Source organism: Luteibacter sp. P1_D3 (assembly GCF_056406135.1).
Window position 1 is genome coordinate 1 of the sequence record NZ_JBFUAT010000004.1, and the last position, 14,125, is coordinate 14,125.

Annotated in this window: 11 protein-coding genes; 4 read left to right on the plus strand and 7 right to left on the minus strand. The window is 64.5% G+C overall.

Annotated elements, in window-relative coordinates:
- Nucleotides 1–34 precede the first annotated feature (34 nt).
- Together AC1DYM_RS04245 and AC1DYM_RS04250 are read right to left on the minus strand one after the other, a co-directional pair.
- Nucleotides 35–475: a hypothetical protein gene (locus tag AC1DYM_RS04245; protein ID WP_477336252.1), complete on the minus strand. Its 441-nt coding sequence runs from the start codon at nucleotides 473–475 to the stop codon at nucleotides 35–37.
- A 414-nt stretch (nucleotides 476–889) separates the two neighbouring features.
- Nucleotides 890–1,561, minus strand: coding sequence for a hypothetical protein (locus AC1DYM_RS04250; protein WP_477336254.1), 672 nt, complete (start codon nucleotides 1,559–1,561; stop codon nucleotides 890–892).
- Nucleotides 1,562–1,726: 165 nt separating this feature from the next.
- Between AC1DYM_RS04250 and AC1DYM_RS04255 the strand changes: the two genes are divergently transcribed.
- Nucleotides 1,727–2,236: a J domain-containing protein gene (locus tag AC1DYM_RS04255; protein WP_477336256.1), complete on the plus strand. Its 510-nt coding sequence runs from the start codon at nucleotides 1,727–1,729 to the stop codon at nucleotides 2,234–2,236.
- Here the strand turns inward: AC1DYM_RS04255 and AC1DYM_RS04260 are convergent.
- The 4 genes from AC1DYM_RS04260 to tviB form a co-directional block, all read right to left on the minus strand.
- Nucleotides 2,233–3,633, minus strand: coding sequence for a TIGR03013 family XrtA/PEP-CTERM system glycosyltransferase (locus AC1DYM_RS04260; protein ID WP_477336258.1), 1,401 nt, complete (start codon nucleotides 3,631–3,633; stop codon nucleotides 2,233–2,235). The two genes, AC1DYM_RS04255 and AC1DYM_RS04260, sit on opposite strands and share 4 nt — an antisense overlap.
- Before the next feature lie 160 nt (nucleotides 3,634–3,793).
- Complete coding sequence (locus AC1DYM_RS04265; protein ID WP_477336260.1) at nucleotides 3,794–5,452, minus strand: GMC oxidoreductase; 1,659 nt, start codon at nucleotides 5,450–5,452, stop codon at nucleotides 3,794–3,796.
- A gap of 27 nt (nucleotides 5,453–5,479) precedes the next feature.
- Nucleotides 5,480–6,490: an NAD-dependent epimerase gene (locus AC1DYM_RS04270; RefSeq protein WP_477336262.1), complete on the minus strand. Its 1,011-nt coding sequence runs from the start codon at nucleotides 6,488–6,490 to the stop codon at nucleotides 5,480–5,482.
- A gap of 16 nt (nucleotides 6,491–6,506) precedes the next feature.
- Nucleotides 6,507–7,775 carry a Vi polysaccharide biosynthesis UDP-N-acetylglucosamine C-6 dehydrogenase TviB gene (tviB, locus tag AC1DYM_RS04275; protein ID WP_477336574.1) on the minus strand — a complete coding sequence of 423 codons (1,269 nt, stop codon included), beginning with the start codon at nucleotides 7,773–7,775 and terminating at the stop codon, nucleotides 6,507–6,509.
- A gap of 326 nt (nucleotides 7,776–8,101) precedes the next feature.
- Between tviB and AC1DYM_RS04280 the strand changes: the two genes are divergently transcribed.
- From AC1DYM_RS04280 to AC1DYM_RS04290, 3 genes are all read left to right on the plus strand, one after another.
- A complete protein-coding gene (locus AC1DYM_RS04280) occupies nucleotides 8,102–8,758 on the plus strand; it encodes a response regulator (protein ID WP_477336264.1) in 657 nt (218 codons plus the stop codon).
- Nucleotides 8,755–11,037: an ATP-binding protein gene (locus tag AC1DYM_RS04285; RefSeq protein ID WP_477336266.1), complete on the plus strand. Its 2,283-nt coding sequence runs from the start codon at nucleotides 8,755–8,757 to the stop codon at nucleotides 11,035–11,037. The genes AC1DYM_RS04280 and AC1DYM_RS04285 overlap by 4 nt, the downstream gene beginning before the upstream one ends.
- A gap of 206 nt (nucleotides 11,038–11,243) precedes the next feature.
- Nucleotides 11,244–12,104: an aldo/keto reductase gene (locus AC1DYM_RS04290; protein ID WP_477336268.1), complete on the plus strand. Its 861-nt coding sequence runs from the start codon at nucleotides 11,244–11,246 to the stop codon at nucleotides 12,102–12,104.
- A 201-nt stretch (nucleotides 12,105–12,305) separates the two neighbouring features.
- Here AC1DYM_RS04290 and AC1DYM_RS04295 read toward each other — a convergent pair whose 3' ends face one another.
- Nucleotides 12,306–14,066: a sensor domain-containing diguanylate cyclase gene (locus tag AC1DYM_RS04295; RefSeq protein WP_477336270.1), complete on the minus strand. Its 1,761-nt coding sequence runs from the start codon at nucleotides 14,064–14,066 to the stop codon at nucleotides 12,306–12,308.
- Nucleotides 14,067–14,125 lie beyond the last annotated feature (59 nt).

The following is a 14,125-nucleotide window of genomic DNA, read 5'->3' on the forward strand; positions in this document are numbered from 1 at the left end:
GCCCCGCGCGGGCGCACATCCTGTGTGAAGTCCTTCAAGACCAAAAAATCAAAGTCGTGATGACTACGCAGATGTCGATGACGTCAACCTCTACGTACTTGATGGTCTTGCCGTCCTGTGCTTTGTACTCGAAGTCTAATAAACCAGGTGTCCGATACTCTTCCAGTAGCTGATCGGCAGCGTCGTAGAAGCGTATTTTTACATCGCCGTGCAAAGAACCTCCCAGAAAGCCTAGATGGACTGCCGAACAAAGGCTTGTGGGCGGGGTGAATCGTGCTCTCGCCGGCTTGGGACGCATAGGTATGGCGTTGTCGTTGCCGACCACGATCATCCCCGTGAATGGGTAAGGATTGACGCTCGTTACTCCGGGTCCGCTGATCGTGCTGACGGTTCCGTGGGTGAGCTTAAGAGGCGGTGCGCCGACTTCAGCGACGAAGCGTTGGCTGAGAGCATTGAACTCGTTGTAATCGCGCATGGAAAGTCCCTTATCCGACGACAAGACTGCTGCTGCAAATGCCCTCGCGGCAGTTGATATGAAAGGTGGGTCGACACCGCGGGGCCGCGTGCGAGGTGCGCTATCGCATCCAAGCATCCTCGCGCGTTCGCGTTCAGTCCTGGGCATCCTTGCGGAGGCTGACGCTGCCTTGCTCCTAGCATGTTCCGTGGCGTATCCATTGACCCGCCGCGGCCCTGGGTGTCGTGACCCAAGCTATGCCTATGTAATCGCGAAGAAAATAGGTCGGTGGTTGTAGGGGTCGTTGATCGATTTCGGACACATGTCGTGACAAGCTACGAATGAATGTTGTCCGCCCTTTCAGGGCAGGCGCCGTGCGACGCCATTATTCGCGATCAGTCAGTCCTCACGGACGTCCGGAATCGGACAGCGTGCTCAGCGAATCGCCATGATCCACAGCGCAGCACCCTGCACGGGAGCGACGGTCCAGTGCACACGATAGGTTCCGGCGGCGTCGACCTGCCGCCAGGCGACGGCACCCTGCACGCCGCTCTCGTCCGGCAGTTGYAGGAAGGCATCGATGAGCTGGAATCCGTCGCCTGGCGTGGCCGTCATGCGTTTGACCCCGCCATCGCCCCACCAGAACGCGAGCAACGTGGCAGGACCGTCGACGGTGATCTCGTCGCTGGCGACGACGAGGTTCTTGTCGGCGTAGTTCTGCGCGAAGGCCTGCACACGTGAGGCGTTGCGTACTTCGACAAAGGGCAGGGAGAGTTCGCCCTTGGGTTCGCCACGCTTGGTGATGGAGACAGTATGCCCGGGGCCGCCCTTTCCCCCGGTGGCGACGTAGGCTCTCACATCGAAACGATCGCCGTAGTCGGCGTAGACGAGCGGACGGCCCAGTCCCTTCCAGCGATTTCCATAGGTGTCGATGGGCGATCCGTCATTATGGCTGTAACCGGCATTGAAGATGATGAAGACGCTGCCGGTCGCCTGGGTATCCATGGCGGGTGTCACGGCTGGGCTGACGCCAAGGCCCTCGCCCTGGCCGAGGAAAACATGCGCACCGAGTGAAGGCATCGGCGCGTCGGCGGCGATCGTGGTCATGAGCGGCGCTCCGAACAGGAGACCAGCGAGGGCGAATCGACCTGCCTGGCGCATCGCGGTTCTCCAAAAGTTGTACTTGCAAGGCGCGCGGGCGTGGGCCACGCTTGGCGGAGCGACGATGTGCACGACGATACGCCGTGCCGGTCGCCACAGGGGAGCCGTGCGGTGGCTGACGAAACCGACTTCATCGACCTTTACGGCAAGCTCCGCCTGGAGCCGACTTGCTCGTTGGCCGAATTCAAGCAGGCCTATCGTCGGCATGTGGCGGCATGGCATCCGGATCGCCGTCGTGGCAGTCGCGCCGACGTCATCGCTGCCGCACGCCTTCAACGGCTGACGGCACAGTACAGCGCGGCGATGGAGTTCCATCGACGTCACGGGCGCTTGCCGGGTGCGGTGGCACCGCCGCGCGCGACCGTCGTTGCCGAAGCGGGCACGGACGCCGCGGTATATGACGCGAGCGATGCGTCTTCGTACGCCTCGGCCGCCTCGGAGTCGTCGGACGGTAACGGTTCCTTCGGGGAAACGCCGCTGCGGGCGTGGCGTACGCGCTGGCTCTGGCTGGTCGCGCTGGTCATCGTCGCCGTGATCGCCTGGTCGCTGATTCCCGTCGGTGGTAGCGACGATGAGGAAGAGTCGGCCGAGACCACCGTCAGCACGACCGCCACGCCTTAACGCGCGCCGCGTCCGAACAACACGACTTCCACCGTCTCGATCAGGATCACCATGTCGAGAAAGAGATTGTGGTTCTTCACGTAGAACAGGTCGTACTTGAGTTTCTCGGCGGCATCCTCTTCGGAGGCACCATAGGGATAGCTCAGCTGCGCCCAGCCGGCGAGACCCGGCTTGATGCTATGGCGCAGGTTGTAATAACGAATCTTGGTTTCCAGGTCCGAGACGAATTGCGGGCGCTCCGGTCGTGGCCCGACGATGCTCATGTCGCCGCGGATCACGTTCCACAGTTGCGGGAGCTCGTCGAAGCGTAGCTTGCGGCAGATGCGGCCGACGCGCGTGACCCGGTCGTCGTTGCTCTTCGCCCAGCGCGCGATGCCGTCCATCTCGGCATCGGTGCGCATGCTGCGGAACTTGTAGAGCCAGAACGGTCGGCCGTGTTCGCCGACGCGCTCCTGGCGATAGAAAATCGGTTGCCCCCGACCGGATTCCATGCGGATCGACAGCACGACGCCAAGCATGATCGGCCAGCAGAGCAGGGCGATGGCAACGGATGCCGCGATGTCGAAGGCGCGCTTGAGGAACACCGCGAGTGGCGATGCGTTGAAGCCGCCGGAGAAGACCAGCCATGACGGATCGAGCATGGTGAGCTGCACGCGGCCCGCTTCGCGCTCGACGAAGGTCGTCAGGTCGGTGATCTGCACGCCGAGCTGGCGACAGGCGAGAAGATCGTCCATCGGCAGGCTGCCGCGACGATCATCCACGCCGACCACGATTTCGTTGAGGTGTTCGCGGCGGGCGAGCTGGGCCAGCGATTCGTCGCGTGTCAGCAACAGGTTTTCCGGAACCATGACGGTTTCGTTCAGCCCCTGCAGGTAGCCGACCAGACAGAACCCGCGACGATCGGAGCGACGGCGCATGCGGTTGTGGATCTGCGCGGCGCGCTGTCCCGCGCCAAGTACCACCACGCGACGCTTCAGCGATTCCATTTCGACCAGGCGCATGAACAGCCCGCGGAACGTAGCGGTGGCGACGAAGGCGATGAGCAGGGCCATGCCGAGCACGCCGCGGCCGACATAGGCCTGCGGAATGACGTAGTAGCCGACAACCAGGATGAGGCCGCCGAGGATGAAGGCGATGGCATGGCGGGCGATCTGGCCACGCCAGCTCATGCGCAGGGTCGAGCGGTATTCGCCGAGTGCGGCCATGCCGAGGAAGATCACCGCGGCGAACATCACGGCGCGAGCCGTGAGTGTCTGTGTCGACGCGGCGAGATCGTCGGGGGATGGCGCAAAGCGGATATACGTCGCCAGGTTGAGCGAGGCGGCCAGCAACAGCAGCTCGCAGGCACCCATCAGGATGAGCCAGCGAACGATTGGCTGTCTGAAAAGACGGATCATCGAGTTCCCCTCCGCACGTTATCCGAACGTGTCGATACATGGAGGCTAGGAAGTGCGCGGCGTCCTGTCGATTGCACTTCCGGGTTGCACACGGCTAGGCCAAACGGCTGCGTGATACATCGGTGTATCGCCCTCTGTATCGAGGGTGTTACACATCCGGTCAAACGATGGCGAGCAACGCACGCAGCTCGTCCGCCAGTCGAAGGCTGAGCGCGATCAAGGTAAAGGTCGGGAAGGCCCAGCCACCGGTGGGAAACACCGAGCTTCCCGCGACATGAAGGTTCGCGACGCCATGAACCTTGCCCTGCGTGTCGACGACACCCTGCGTCGCATCGTCCGCCATGCGCGTGGTGCCCATGTGGTGAGCCGTTCCGTGCACATCGGAGGAGGCATGCGTATCGACGGTCCATGGGGCCGGTGCGAACTGGCCGGCGCAGGTCTGCGCAAGACGGTTGCCTGCGACCGCGCCGAGCACGCGATGAGTGTGCCGGTCCAAATCGTTGAGCCGCCAGTCCACGCGCACACGGCGCAGGCCGAGCGCATCGCGTTTGTCGTCGAGCATGATCCGACTGTCGCGGTTGGGCGCTTGCTCGAAGAATCCCACCAGCTCCACCCGGTTGCTGGCCACCGTGGGTTTGTCGCCGACCTTGAGCGCCACGGCGCGGATCACGTCGCCGATATGCAGGCCGAGTCGCAAGGCGCTGATCGCGAGGTTTTGCGGGACGGCAAGCGACATCGCGCCGCCAGGACCGTTCTGCAGAGCTGCCTCCAGGCGTGCCTCGACGAGCGCCGCCTCGTCGCGGGTCGGCGGCCGCAGGGCGGCGCGCACGTCGCGCAGGGCGCGAATGCCACGCGGCACCTCGCCTTCGACGGCGAAGGGGTGCACGCGCGCGTTGAGCGTCCGGTATTCGCGTTGTGCCTCCAGCGAGAGGCCGATTTCCGATGCGATCGGCGCACGCACCTTGCCGATGCTCCGCTCGTACGGCCGGGTGAGCCGATCCGCGTGCGGCGAACGAATGCTGCCGATGGTTCCCCTGGGATGATCCATGAAGTAACGGCCGACCAGATCATGGTCGTTGCCAAGCCCGTTCGGCGCCACGTTATCGGAGAGGAGCAGGATACGGGCGTTCTCGATGCCGCCGGCCGCCAGGACGTAGTGCCGCGCGCGGACGCGACCACGCCGGCCGTCGAGCGAGCCGATCGTGGCGTCGGTCACCGCGCCGGCATTGTCGGTGGCCTGCAGTGCCATCACGTTCGCATGCAGGAGCACGGTGATGTTCGGTGCCTGGGCGAGCAGGTCACGATAGGCTTCGCCGAAGGTGATCGGGCTTCGGGCGAAGATGAAGTTGACCATCGCCTCGGGATCCAGGTCGAGCGGCGGCCGCGGCGTGGGGCCTTCGAACGTGCCCTGGCCAAAGCCGTGCGCGGGGTCGATACGGCAGAACTCGCGCGCCTTGGCGTACCACGGGGCGAGATCGGCATAGCGCAGGGGCCAGCCGCTGTCGGGTACCCACTCGCGAGGTTCGAGATCGGAATCGGCCAGGGGAATGCAGCCGCCGCCCCAGAGCGTGCAACTGCCGCCGAACACGCGCATGCGCGAGGTGCCGGCGTCGAAAGGTGTGCTGCCGGCGGAGGCGCCGTCGTACAACGACTGGCTTCGATCCTCACCAGACAGCCCGCCACCTTCGATCAGGCAGACGGTGGTCGAGGTGCCGAGGAAGGCGCGCGCGATGGCGATGCCGGCGGGTCCCGCGCCAATGACGCAGAGGTCCGCCTGATAGTCGGAACGTGCCGACGGGTCAAGGTAATCGGTGATCACGGGGTATCTCCCAGCGTATTTTTATTGTCAGGCCCGGTAGTAGCCGCGGTACCAGTCGACGAACTTGCCGACGCCTTCGCCGACGTCCACTTTCGGCAGGTAGCCGGTGGCCTGCACCAGCGCGGAGACATTGGCTTCCGTGTCGGGTACGTCGCCCGCTTGCAGGGGTAGCATTTCCATCCGCGCCGTCTTCTTCAGGCACTTTTCCAGCACCTGGATGTATGTGAGGAGCTCCACCGGCTTTTCGTTGCCGATGTTGTAGATGCGGTACGGAGCCACGCCGCTGGATCCGGGATCCGGGCGGTCGCCCGACCAGTTCGCGTTCTTCTCCGGGATCTGGTCCAGCGTACGCAGGACACCCTCGGCGATGTCGTCGACGTAGGTGAAGCTGCGCTTGTGGTGTCCATGGTTGAAGACCTGGATGGGCTCACCGGCCAGGATCGCCTTGGTGAACAGGAACAGCGCCATGTCCGGGCGCCCCCAGGGACCGTAGACGGTGAAGAAGCGCAGGCCGGTGCAAGGCACGCCGTAGAGGTGGGCATAGCTATGCGCCATCTGCTCGTTGGCCTTCTTCGATGCAGCATACAGGGTCAGCGGGTGTTCGGTCGGCTGGTGTTCGGAAAAGGGCATGCGCGTATCCGCGCCATAGACCGAGCTGGTCGACGCGAAGACGAGGTGTTCGACGCCATGACGACGGCAACCTTCGAGCACGTGCAGGAAGCCGGTGACATTGCTGGCGATGTACACGTGCGGGTTCTCGGCGGCGTAACGCACGCCTGCCTGCGCCGCCAGGTTGACCACGCGCTGCGGCTTGTGGGTGACGAACGCGTTCTCGACGGCGTCGCGGTCGGCAAGATCGGCATGGATGTGGGTGTAGCCGGGCCTGTCGGCGAAGCGGGCCAGCCGGGCCTTTTTCAGTTCGACGTCGTAATAGTCGGAAAGACTGTCGAAGCCGATCACCTCGTCGCCACGCTCGAGCAGGCGCATGGCCACATGGGAGCCGATGAAGCCGGCCGTGCCGGTCACGAGCACTTTCATGCGGGCTGTTCCGTGATCAAAGCCGTCCGTCCACGGCGTCGCGCGGCAGGACGTACTTGACGTCGTAGACCACGGATTCCGGTTTGCCGAAGGCACGGATGCCGGCGGCGCCCAGGGAGACGAACTCGCGGTGTCCCACGGCGACGACCACGGCATCATAGGCGGCGTGCGCCGGATCGGCCATGGGCGTGATGCCGTATTCGTGCTCGGCTTCGCTCGCGCGCACCCAGGGGTCGTACACGTCCACGCCGACGCCATAAGTGTCGAGGGCGTTGATGATGTCGACCACACGGGTGTTGCGCAGGTCCGGGCAGTTTTCCTTGAAGGCCAGGCCGAGGATGAGCACGCGGGCGCGCACCGGGTTGATGCCCTTGCGCACCATCAGGCGTACCACTTCGGACGCGATATACGTGCCCATGCCGTCGTTGGTGCGTCGGCCGGCGAGGATCACGTCGGGATGGTGCCCGACCTGCTGCGCCTTATGGGTGAGGTAATACGGATCGACGCTGATGCAATGGCCACCAACCAAACCGGGCCGGAATGGCAGGAAGTTCCACTTGGTTCCGGCGGCTTCGAGTACCTCGAGCGTATCGATGCCCAGCTTGTTGAAGAGGATCGCGAGATCGTTGACCAGGGCGATGTTGAGGTCGCGCTGGGTGTTCTCGATCACCTTGGCGGCCTCGGCCACCTTGAGCGAGCTGGCCCGATGCGTGCCCGCCGTGATCACCGAGCGGTAGAGCGCGTCGACGAAGTCGGCCGTGGCAGGGGTCGAGCCGGAGGTAACCTTGAGTATTCCCGTAACGCGATGGGTCTTGTCACCCGGGTTGATCCGCTCCGGACTGTAGCCCGCGAAAAAATCTTCGTTGAAGACCAGACCCGAAACCTTCTCCAGGATTGGCACGCAGACTTCCTCGGTGCAGCCCGGATAGACCGTCGATTCATAGACCACGATGTCGCCGCGCTTGAGTACCTTGCCCAGGGTTTCGCTCGCGCGAATCAGTGGCGTAAGGTCCGGCCGGCGCGCGTCGTCGATCGGTGTCGGCACGGTGACGATGTACACGTCGCACTCGGCGAGATCGTCGATGCCTGAGGAAAAGCGCAACCGGCGCGAGGCGCCGAGTTCATCGCCATCCACTTCCAGGGTGACGTCGTGGCCCCGGCGGAGCTCTTCGATGCGCCCGGAATTGATGTCGAATCCGAGGGTTGCGTAGCGCTTGCCGAATTCGACTGCCAGCGGAAGGCCGACATAACCCAATCCGACGATACCGATTCGCACGGTGTCCAATGACAAGGTCGTCGCGCCTTCGGCCGGGTCGTACGGCCGGTCGGCTGCGACGGGTTCGCGCACGGCGGCGGTGCCGGCCGGTCTGCGGCTAACTGTATCCATGACCGCTTCCTACCCCTTGGTGGTCGACAATGCCCGTCTTACGGACGATGAGAGGTTAGCAATCCACTCGTGGATTGCCTGTACGGCTTACGGAGGTAGCCGAATGGCCGATAGCGTTTTTCGCGGGGTACCGGCGTTTACAAGCCTCGATCCCCGATATATCGTTCGTCTCGCTCCGCTTGAGAGGCGGGGCATATGACTACAAGGGTGTATCTGATCGAGCCATGTCCGCGCGAACCTACACCGGCTCAGTGCGCGTGGCCTTACTGGACGATCACGCGCTCGTCCTCAAGGGGCTCATCGCGCATCTTGAGAAAATCCCTTCGATCCTGATCGTCGGCAGCCATGGCGGCAGCCAGCCGTTCCGGGCCATGCTGGCAGCCATGCCGGTGGATGTCGCCCTGATCGACTACTCGCTGGCCATGGACGACATCGATGGCGTCGCCCTGATCAAATTGCTGCGTGCTGCGCATCCGGCGCTGAAGATCCTGGTCGTCTCCGCGCACGGTTCGCGCCTGGTCATCCGCAGTCTCCTGCAAGCCGGTGCCCACGGTTTCGTCGCGAAGAGCCAGGAGCCCGATGAGATCATTCGTGCGATAGACGCCGTGATGACCGGTCGCGAATACATGCCACCGGGGACGGTCAGCGGTTTGGCTGACAATCCGATGGCCCGGCTTTCACCGCGCGAGTGGGAAGTGATCCGCTGCGTGCTCGAAGGCCTGTCCGTCACGCAGATCGCCAACAAGTTCAATCGCAGCCTGAAGACGGTAAGCACACAGAAGACGGCCGCCTACCGCAAGCTGGACATCGGCAAGGACAACGAGCTGCATATGCTTCGCGCGTACCTGTTGGCATCGGACAGCGAGGTGCCATCGAAGTGAGGCGATGGATCGCCCCTTGCCTGGCCGCGTTCGTCGTGACCGCCGGTGCCGCCACCGATCCGCCAGATCCCGAACGGGAGCGGTGGAGCGCGCAGCATCCCGTGTTGCGTATCGCGATCGATCCGCAACAGGGCGCCGAGATCCGCGGTGGCGAAGCCAATCCCCTGGTCAGCCAGTATCTGGCGCTGGTCGCCGAACACACCGGCGTGCGATTTGAAACCGTACGCACCGCCTCCTGGGAGGCGTCGGTCAAGGCGTTCACCGAGCGTCGCGTCGACCTGCTGCCTTCGACCACCGACCGCATGGTTATCGCGGACCTGGGCGACCGTGCCCTGCTGTCCACACCGTTCTACGTGGGCCGCACCCTGATCGTGACGCGCACCGTGGGTCCGGCCAGGATCGATATGCGCGACCTAGACGGGCACACGGTGGCCTTCAAGGGCGGCGGGGCCTACGAAAGCTGGCTCAAGCGCGAACATCCGCTGGTCACGCGCCTTCCGCTGGACGACATCCACGAGGTGCTGGCGGCGGTGGAAAGCGGGATCGCGGATGCCGCTATCGGCATGGACGTGGCGTACCACCCCATCGTGCGTCGTGACTATGCCTCCAGCCTGCGTGTGGCCGGCGACGTGGCGGAAATACCGGTCACGGTGAGGGTGGTCGTCCAACCCGACGAGCCCGAGCTGATCGACATGCTCGACAAGGGCATGCGCCGCATCACGGCGGACGAGAACGAAGCGGTCATCGAGCGCTGGCTCGAGGCCGCCTATCTGCGCGCACCGACCTTGTCGCAGGTCGTGTCCGTCTATCAGGGGGAGATCGCGCTGGGCGGCGCCCTGATCCTGGTCCTGATTTTCGCCCTTTGGCAGATGCGCCGTGCGCAGCTCGCCTCGCAGCGCGGCGAGCAACAGAAGACCATGCTGCTCGCGGTGATGAGCCACGAGGTACGCAATGCGGTAAACGCGGTCGTCTCGTCCATCGACCTGATGGCCCGGCAGCCGCTGGAAGGACCACAGCGCGACCTCATGGCGATCGCGCAGGCGAGTAGCCGCAACCTGCGCTCCCTGCTCAAGAGTGCGCTCGATTACACCCGCTCGGAAGTCCAGGGCTTCACGCCCGATCTGGTGTCCTGCGATGTGCTGGCCGTGGCGCGGCAGGTCATCGAGTCGCAGCGTCCGGCCATCGAGGCGAAGGATCTCGCGATTCGCCTCGACCTGCCCATGGGCCCCTTGCCCTGGTTGCTGCTCGATGAGACACGCCTGCGCCAGGTGCTCGAGAACCTGCTCGCGAACGCCGTGAAATACACCCACGAAGGCCACGTCGGCATCGCGCTCTGGCAGGGCACGGAAGAGACCCCCGATCACATCCGCCGGCTGGTGATCGACGTGTTCGACACGGGCATCGGCGTGCCGGTCGACCGGCAACGTGAGCTTTTCCGCGCGTTCGCGCAATCGCATGGGGCCCTGGATACCCGACTCGGTGGCACGGGCCTGGGGCTGGCGATCTGTCGCGATATCGTCACCCACCTGGGCGGACGTCTCGATCTCACCAGTGAGGTCGGTGTGGGGACGGCTGTCCGCATCGAGCTGCCGACCAGTCTCGTCCCCGCTGTCACGACCGTCGCCGAGGACGATCCGCCGGATGCGGCCAAGGACGAACCGTTCGGCACGGTGCTCCTAGTCGAGGATCATCCGGCGAATCGGCAGATCATCGCGGCGCAGCTGAAGTTCATCGGCTATGCGACGCAGGCCGTGGACCACGGGCAGGCGGCGATCGATGTGTTCGAGGCCGGACGCTATGTCGGTGTCCTGCTCGATTGCGAGCTGCCGGACATGCAGGGATACGATATCGCCGCCGAGCTGCGTGCGCGTGAACGCACGGCCGGCGGCGCGCGCACGCGCTTCATCGCCATCTCGGCCAATCACGGCGAAGCGCATATCCGTCGGTGCGAAGAGAGTGGCATCGACACGGTGCTGGGCAAACCGCTCTCGCTGGAAGGGCTCAAGGCGGCCCTCGTGGCGCCACGCACGGAATCGGAAATCGATGCGACCTTTATCAAGGAATGCCTGAAGGATCTCGCTGCCATCCGCGCCGCACTCGCCGTGCGCGACCTCACCGTCGCCGCTCATTTCGCCCATCGGCTCAAGGGCGGTGCCCTGGTCTGGGGCGCGACATCCATCGCCACGGACATCGATCGCATCGAGCAGGCGCTTGCCCGGGATCCCGTCGACGACGCCCTGGTCGTACGTTTGCTCGACGCGATCGCCGCCCGTCTCTAGACAACGCCGTGCCAACGTGTGACGTCGTGCCAGCGTTTTGCAAGAAACGTGCGCGACTTGCTCCGGCTTGCTTCGAGCTTGCTCGAACGCAAGCTTGTGCGAACGCGATCGTCATCGCATCGATGTTTCGCGACGCCCTTTAAACGTTCGATGGCGTACCAATGTCTGTCTGACTTTCCTTCGTCCCAACGTAACGGAGTCTACCGATGGCAAGCATCAACGCATCCGCGAGCGGTACGTTCAAGATCGGCGGCGACCTCGAGGTCAACCGCCTCGGTTTCGGCGCCATGCGCATCACTGGCAAGGGTATCTGGGGTGAGCCGGCCAACCCCAAGGCAGCGCGCGAGACCCTGGCGAAGCTGCCCGAGCTCGGCGTGAACCTGATCGATACGGCCGATAGCTACGGTCCTTATGTCAGTGAAGACCTGATCCGCGAAGTGTTGCATCCGTACAAGGGCCTGGTGATCGCGACCAAGGGTGGCCTGACCCGTCATGGCCCGGACATCTGGGCACCGGTCGGCCGTCCCGAATACCTGCGCCAGTGCGTCCTGATGAGCCTGCGTCGCCTGGGCGTGGAACGCATCGACCTCTGGCAGCTCCATCGGGTCGACGAGAAGGTGCCCGAGGACGAGCAGTTCGGCGTCATCCGCGACATGCAGAACGAAGGCCTGATTCGCCATGTCGGTTTGTCCGAGGTGAATGTCGCGCAGATTGAATCGGCGTCGAAGTTCTTCAAGGTCGCCACGGTGCAGAACCTCTACAACCTCGGCAACCGCCAGAGCGAGGCCGTGGTCGACTACGCGGACAAGCACAACATCGGCTTCATCCCCTGGTTCCCGCTGGCCGCCGGTGAGCTGGCGAAAGAGGGTTCGGTACTGTCGAAGATCGCCAGGAAGCTCGATGCCACTGACGGCCAGGTCGCCCTGGCGTGGCTGCTCAAGCGGTCGCCGGTGATCCTGCCCATCCCGGGCACCGGTAGCCCCGATCACCTCGAAGAGAACGTCAAGGGTGCCGCGCTGAAGCTGTCGCAGGAAGACTTCGAAGCGCTCGAACACGCTGTGAAATGACTTCACCGCTGACGAACCGGCAACTCGCAGCCGACCCGCCCGCACCACTGTAGGAGCCGGCTACGCCGGCGAACCCTCAGCCGTGAATTCGCGAATGAGGCATTGCACGACATCAGGCCGGCTGTTCAACCGCCGGCCTGTTTGAACGCAATGCGTCATTCGTATCGTTGATAGCCTGAGGGTTCGCCGCTGAAGCGGCTCCTACAATGTACGGCGTGCCCGCTCTTGGTAGAGGCGTTCGTCCGCGCGGCTCAGCGCAGCGTCCAGCGGTGTGCCTGCCTGTTTCATGGCGGCGCCAAGGGTGAAGGCGATGGGCGCAGCGTTTGCTTCGCTGCGCAAGCGCGCGCTCACCTCGGCCAGGTGCGCCTCGTTGGCGCGACGCAATACCAGTAGAAATTCGTCGCCACCCAGACGCACGACAGCATCGTCGTCGCGGACAGGTGCCCGCAGGAAACTCGCCATGTCGACCAGTACGTCATCGCCACGCTGGTGGCCGTAGGTATCGTTGATGGCCTTGAAGTGATCGAGGTCCACCGTGATGCAGCCGAGCGTCTCATCGCGCGTCAGTTCGCCGAGTTGATCCAGGTAGCGCCGGTTGAAGCAGTGGGTGAGGGGGTCGCTCAGCGACCATTCGCGCAGCTGCCGTTCCTGTCGGTACTGTTCGGTGATGTCCTGCGCGTGGCCGAGCACGTAGCGCTCGTCGTCATCGTCGTCGAGCACGTTGTGATATGCCCAGATGCGCAGGTCGCCGTTGGATGCGCGCAATTCGAGCCGACCCGAATCGCTGCCTTCGTCGCCAATACGGCGCAGATACGCGTGGAAGGCGGGCACGACTTCCGGCCGCATGAAATCGGTGAGTGGCCGCCCCATCAGGCTGTTGACCGGATAGCCCAGCGAATGCGCCGCGGCGGGATTGACCGAGAGCAGGATGCCGTCGAGATCGTGCGTACAGATCAACCCCAGGCTGTAATGGAACAGCTGACGGAAGCGTCGCTCGCTCGCTTCCAGTGAGGCGACCGCGCGTCGGCGATCGGTGGTGTCCTGGATCGCGCCGACGAGGCGCTTGGCCGGACCGCCCCGCGGCTCAACCTCGCCGACCGAGCGCACCCAGAGCGAGCGGTGCCGTGCCGTCAGGAGGGGCAGCTCGACATCCCAGCCGGTGCCACTGGCGATGCCTCGTTCGACGGCAGCGCGGATGGTCTCGCGTGCGCTCTCGGGAAAGAACGCGAAGGCCTCGTCGAGGTTGGGCTCATAGCCCGGCGGCATGTCGTGGATCCGGCAGGTCTGCGCGGACCAGTGCACCTTGTTCGACGCCAGGTCCACCTCGAAGCCACCGACCCCGGCTACGGCGCCGGTACGGTCGAGGAAGGATTCGCTGGCGCGGAGGCGCGCCTGCCAATCCTGCGCGGTGCGCCTGAGATCGCGTTCCAGCGCGATCTCGCGAGCCAGTGCCGCACTACGCTCGAGGGCCGTGGCGCGCTGTTCCAGCGCCATGCCGACCAGCCCGGCGAGGGTGGCCAGGATCTCTCGCTGGCTCTCGGTCAGCTCGCGGGGCACGTGGTCGATGACACAGAGCGTGCCCATGCCGGATCCGCCCTGCATCGCGATCGGCATGCCTGCGTAGAAGCGGACGTTGGGGTCATCTTCGACCAGGGGATTGTCGAAAAAGCGCTCGTCGTCGTGGGTGTCGCGCACTTCGAAGAGCGCCTGGCTGTGGATCGCGTGGGCACAGAAGGACACGTCGCGGTGCGTCTCGGTCACGCCCTCCAGGCCAACCTGTGCCTTGAACCACTGGCGGTCGTGATCGATCAGGCTGACCAGGGCGATCGGCGAGCCGGTGACCAGGGAAGCCACCCGCACGATACCGTCGAAGAAGGGCTCCGGCGCCGTGTCCAGCACGGCCAGGCTACGGAGCCGCTCGAGGCGGCGCGACTCGTCGTCGGGTATGGGCGCGGCTCGCATCGCGACTCCTGGGCAGGGGACAGCGGAACGTAGCGGCTCGGCAGCCGGCCGGACGTGAT

Bases quoted from the DNA above. Each gene is read 5' to 3' on its own strand.
- AC1DYM_RS04270 (WP_477336262.1), bottom strand. From the start codon at position 6,490: ATGAAAGTGCTCGTGACCGGCACGGCCGGCTTCATCGGCTCCCATGTG.
- AC1DYM_RS04260 (WP_477336258.1), bottom strand. From the start codon at position 3,633: ATGATCCGTCTTTTCAGACAGCCAATCGTTCGCTGGCTCATCCTGATG.
- AC1DYM_RS04245 (WP_477336252.1), bottom strand. From the start codon at position 475: ATGCGCGATTACAACGAGTTCAATGCTCTCAGCCAACGCTTCGTCGCT.
- AC1DYM_RS04295 (WP_477336270.1), bottom strand. From the start codon at position 14,066: ATGCGAGCCGCGCCCATACCCGACGACGAGTCGCGCCGCCTCGAGCGG.
- AC1DYM_RS04280 (WP_477336264.1), top strand. From the start codon at position 8,102: ATGTCCGCGCGAACCTACACCGGCTCAGTGCGCGTGGCCTTACTGGAC.
- AC1DYM_RS04290 (WP_477336268.1), top strand. From the start codon at position 11,244: ATGGCAAGCATCAACGCATCCGCGAGCGGTACGTTCAAGATCGGCGGC.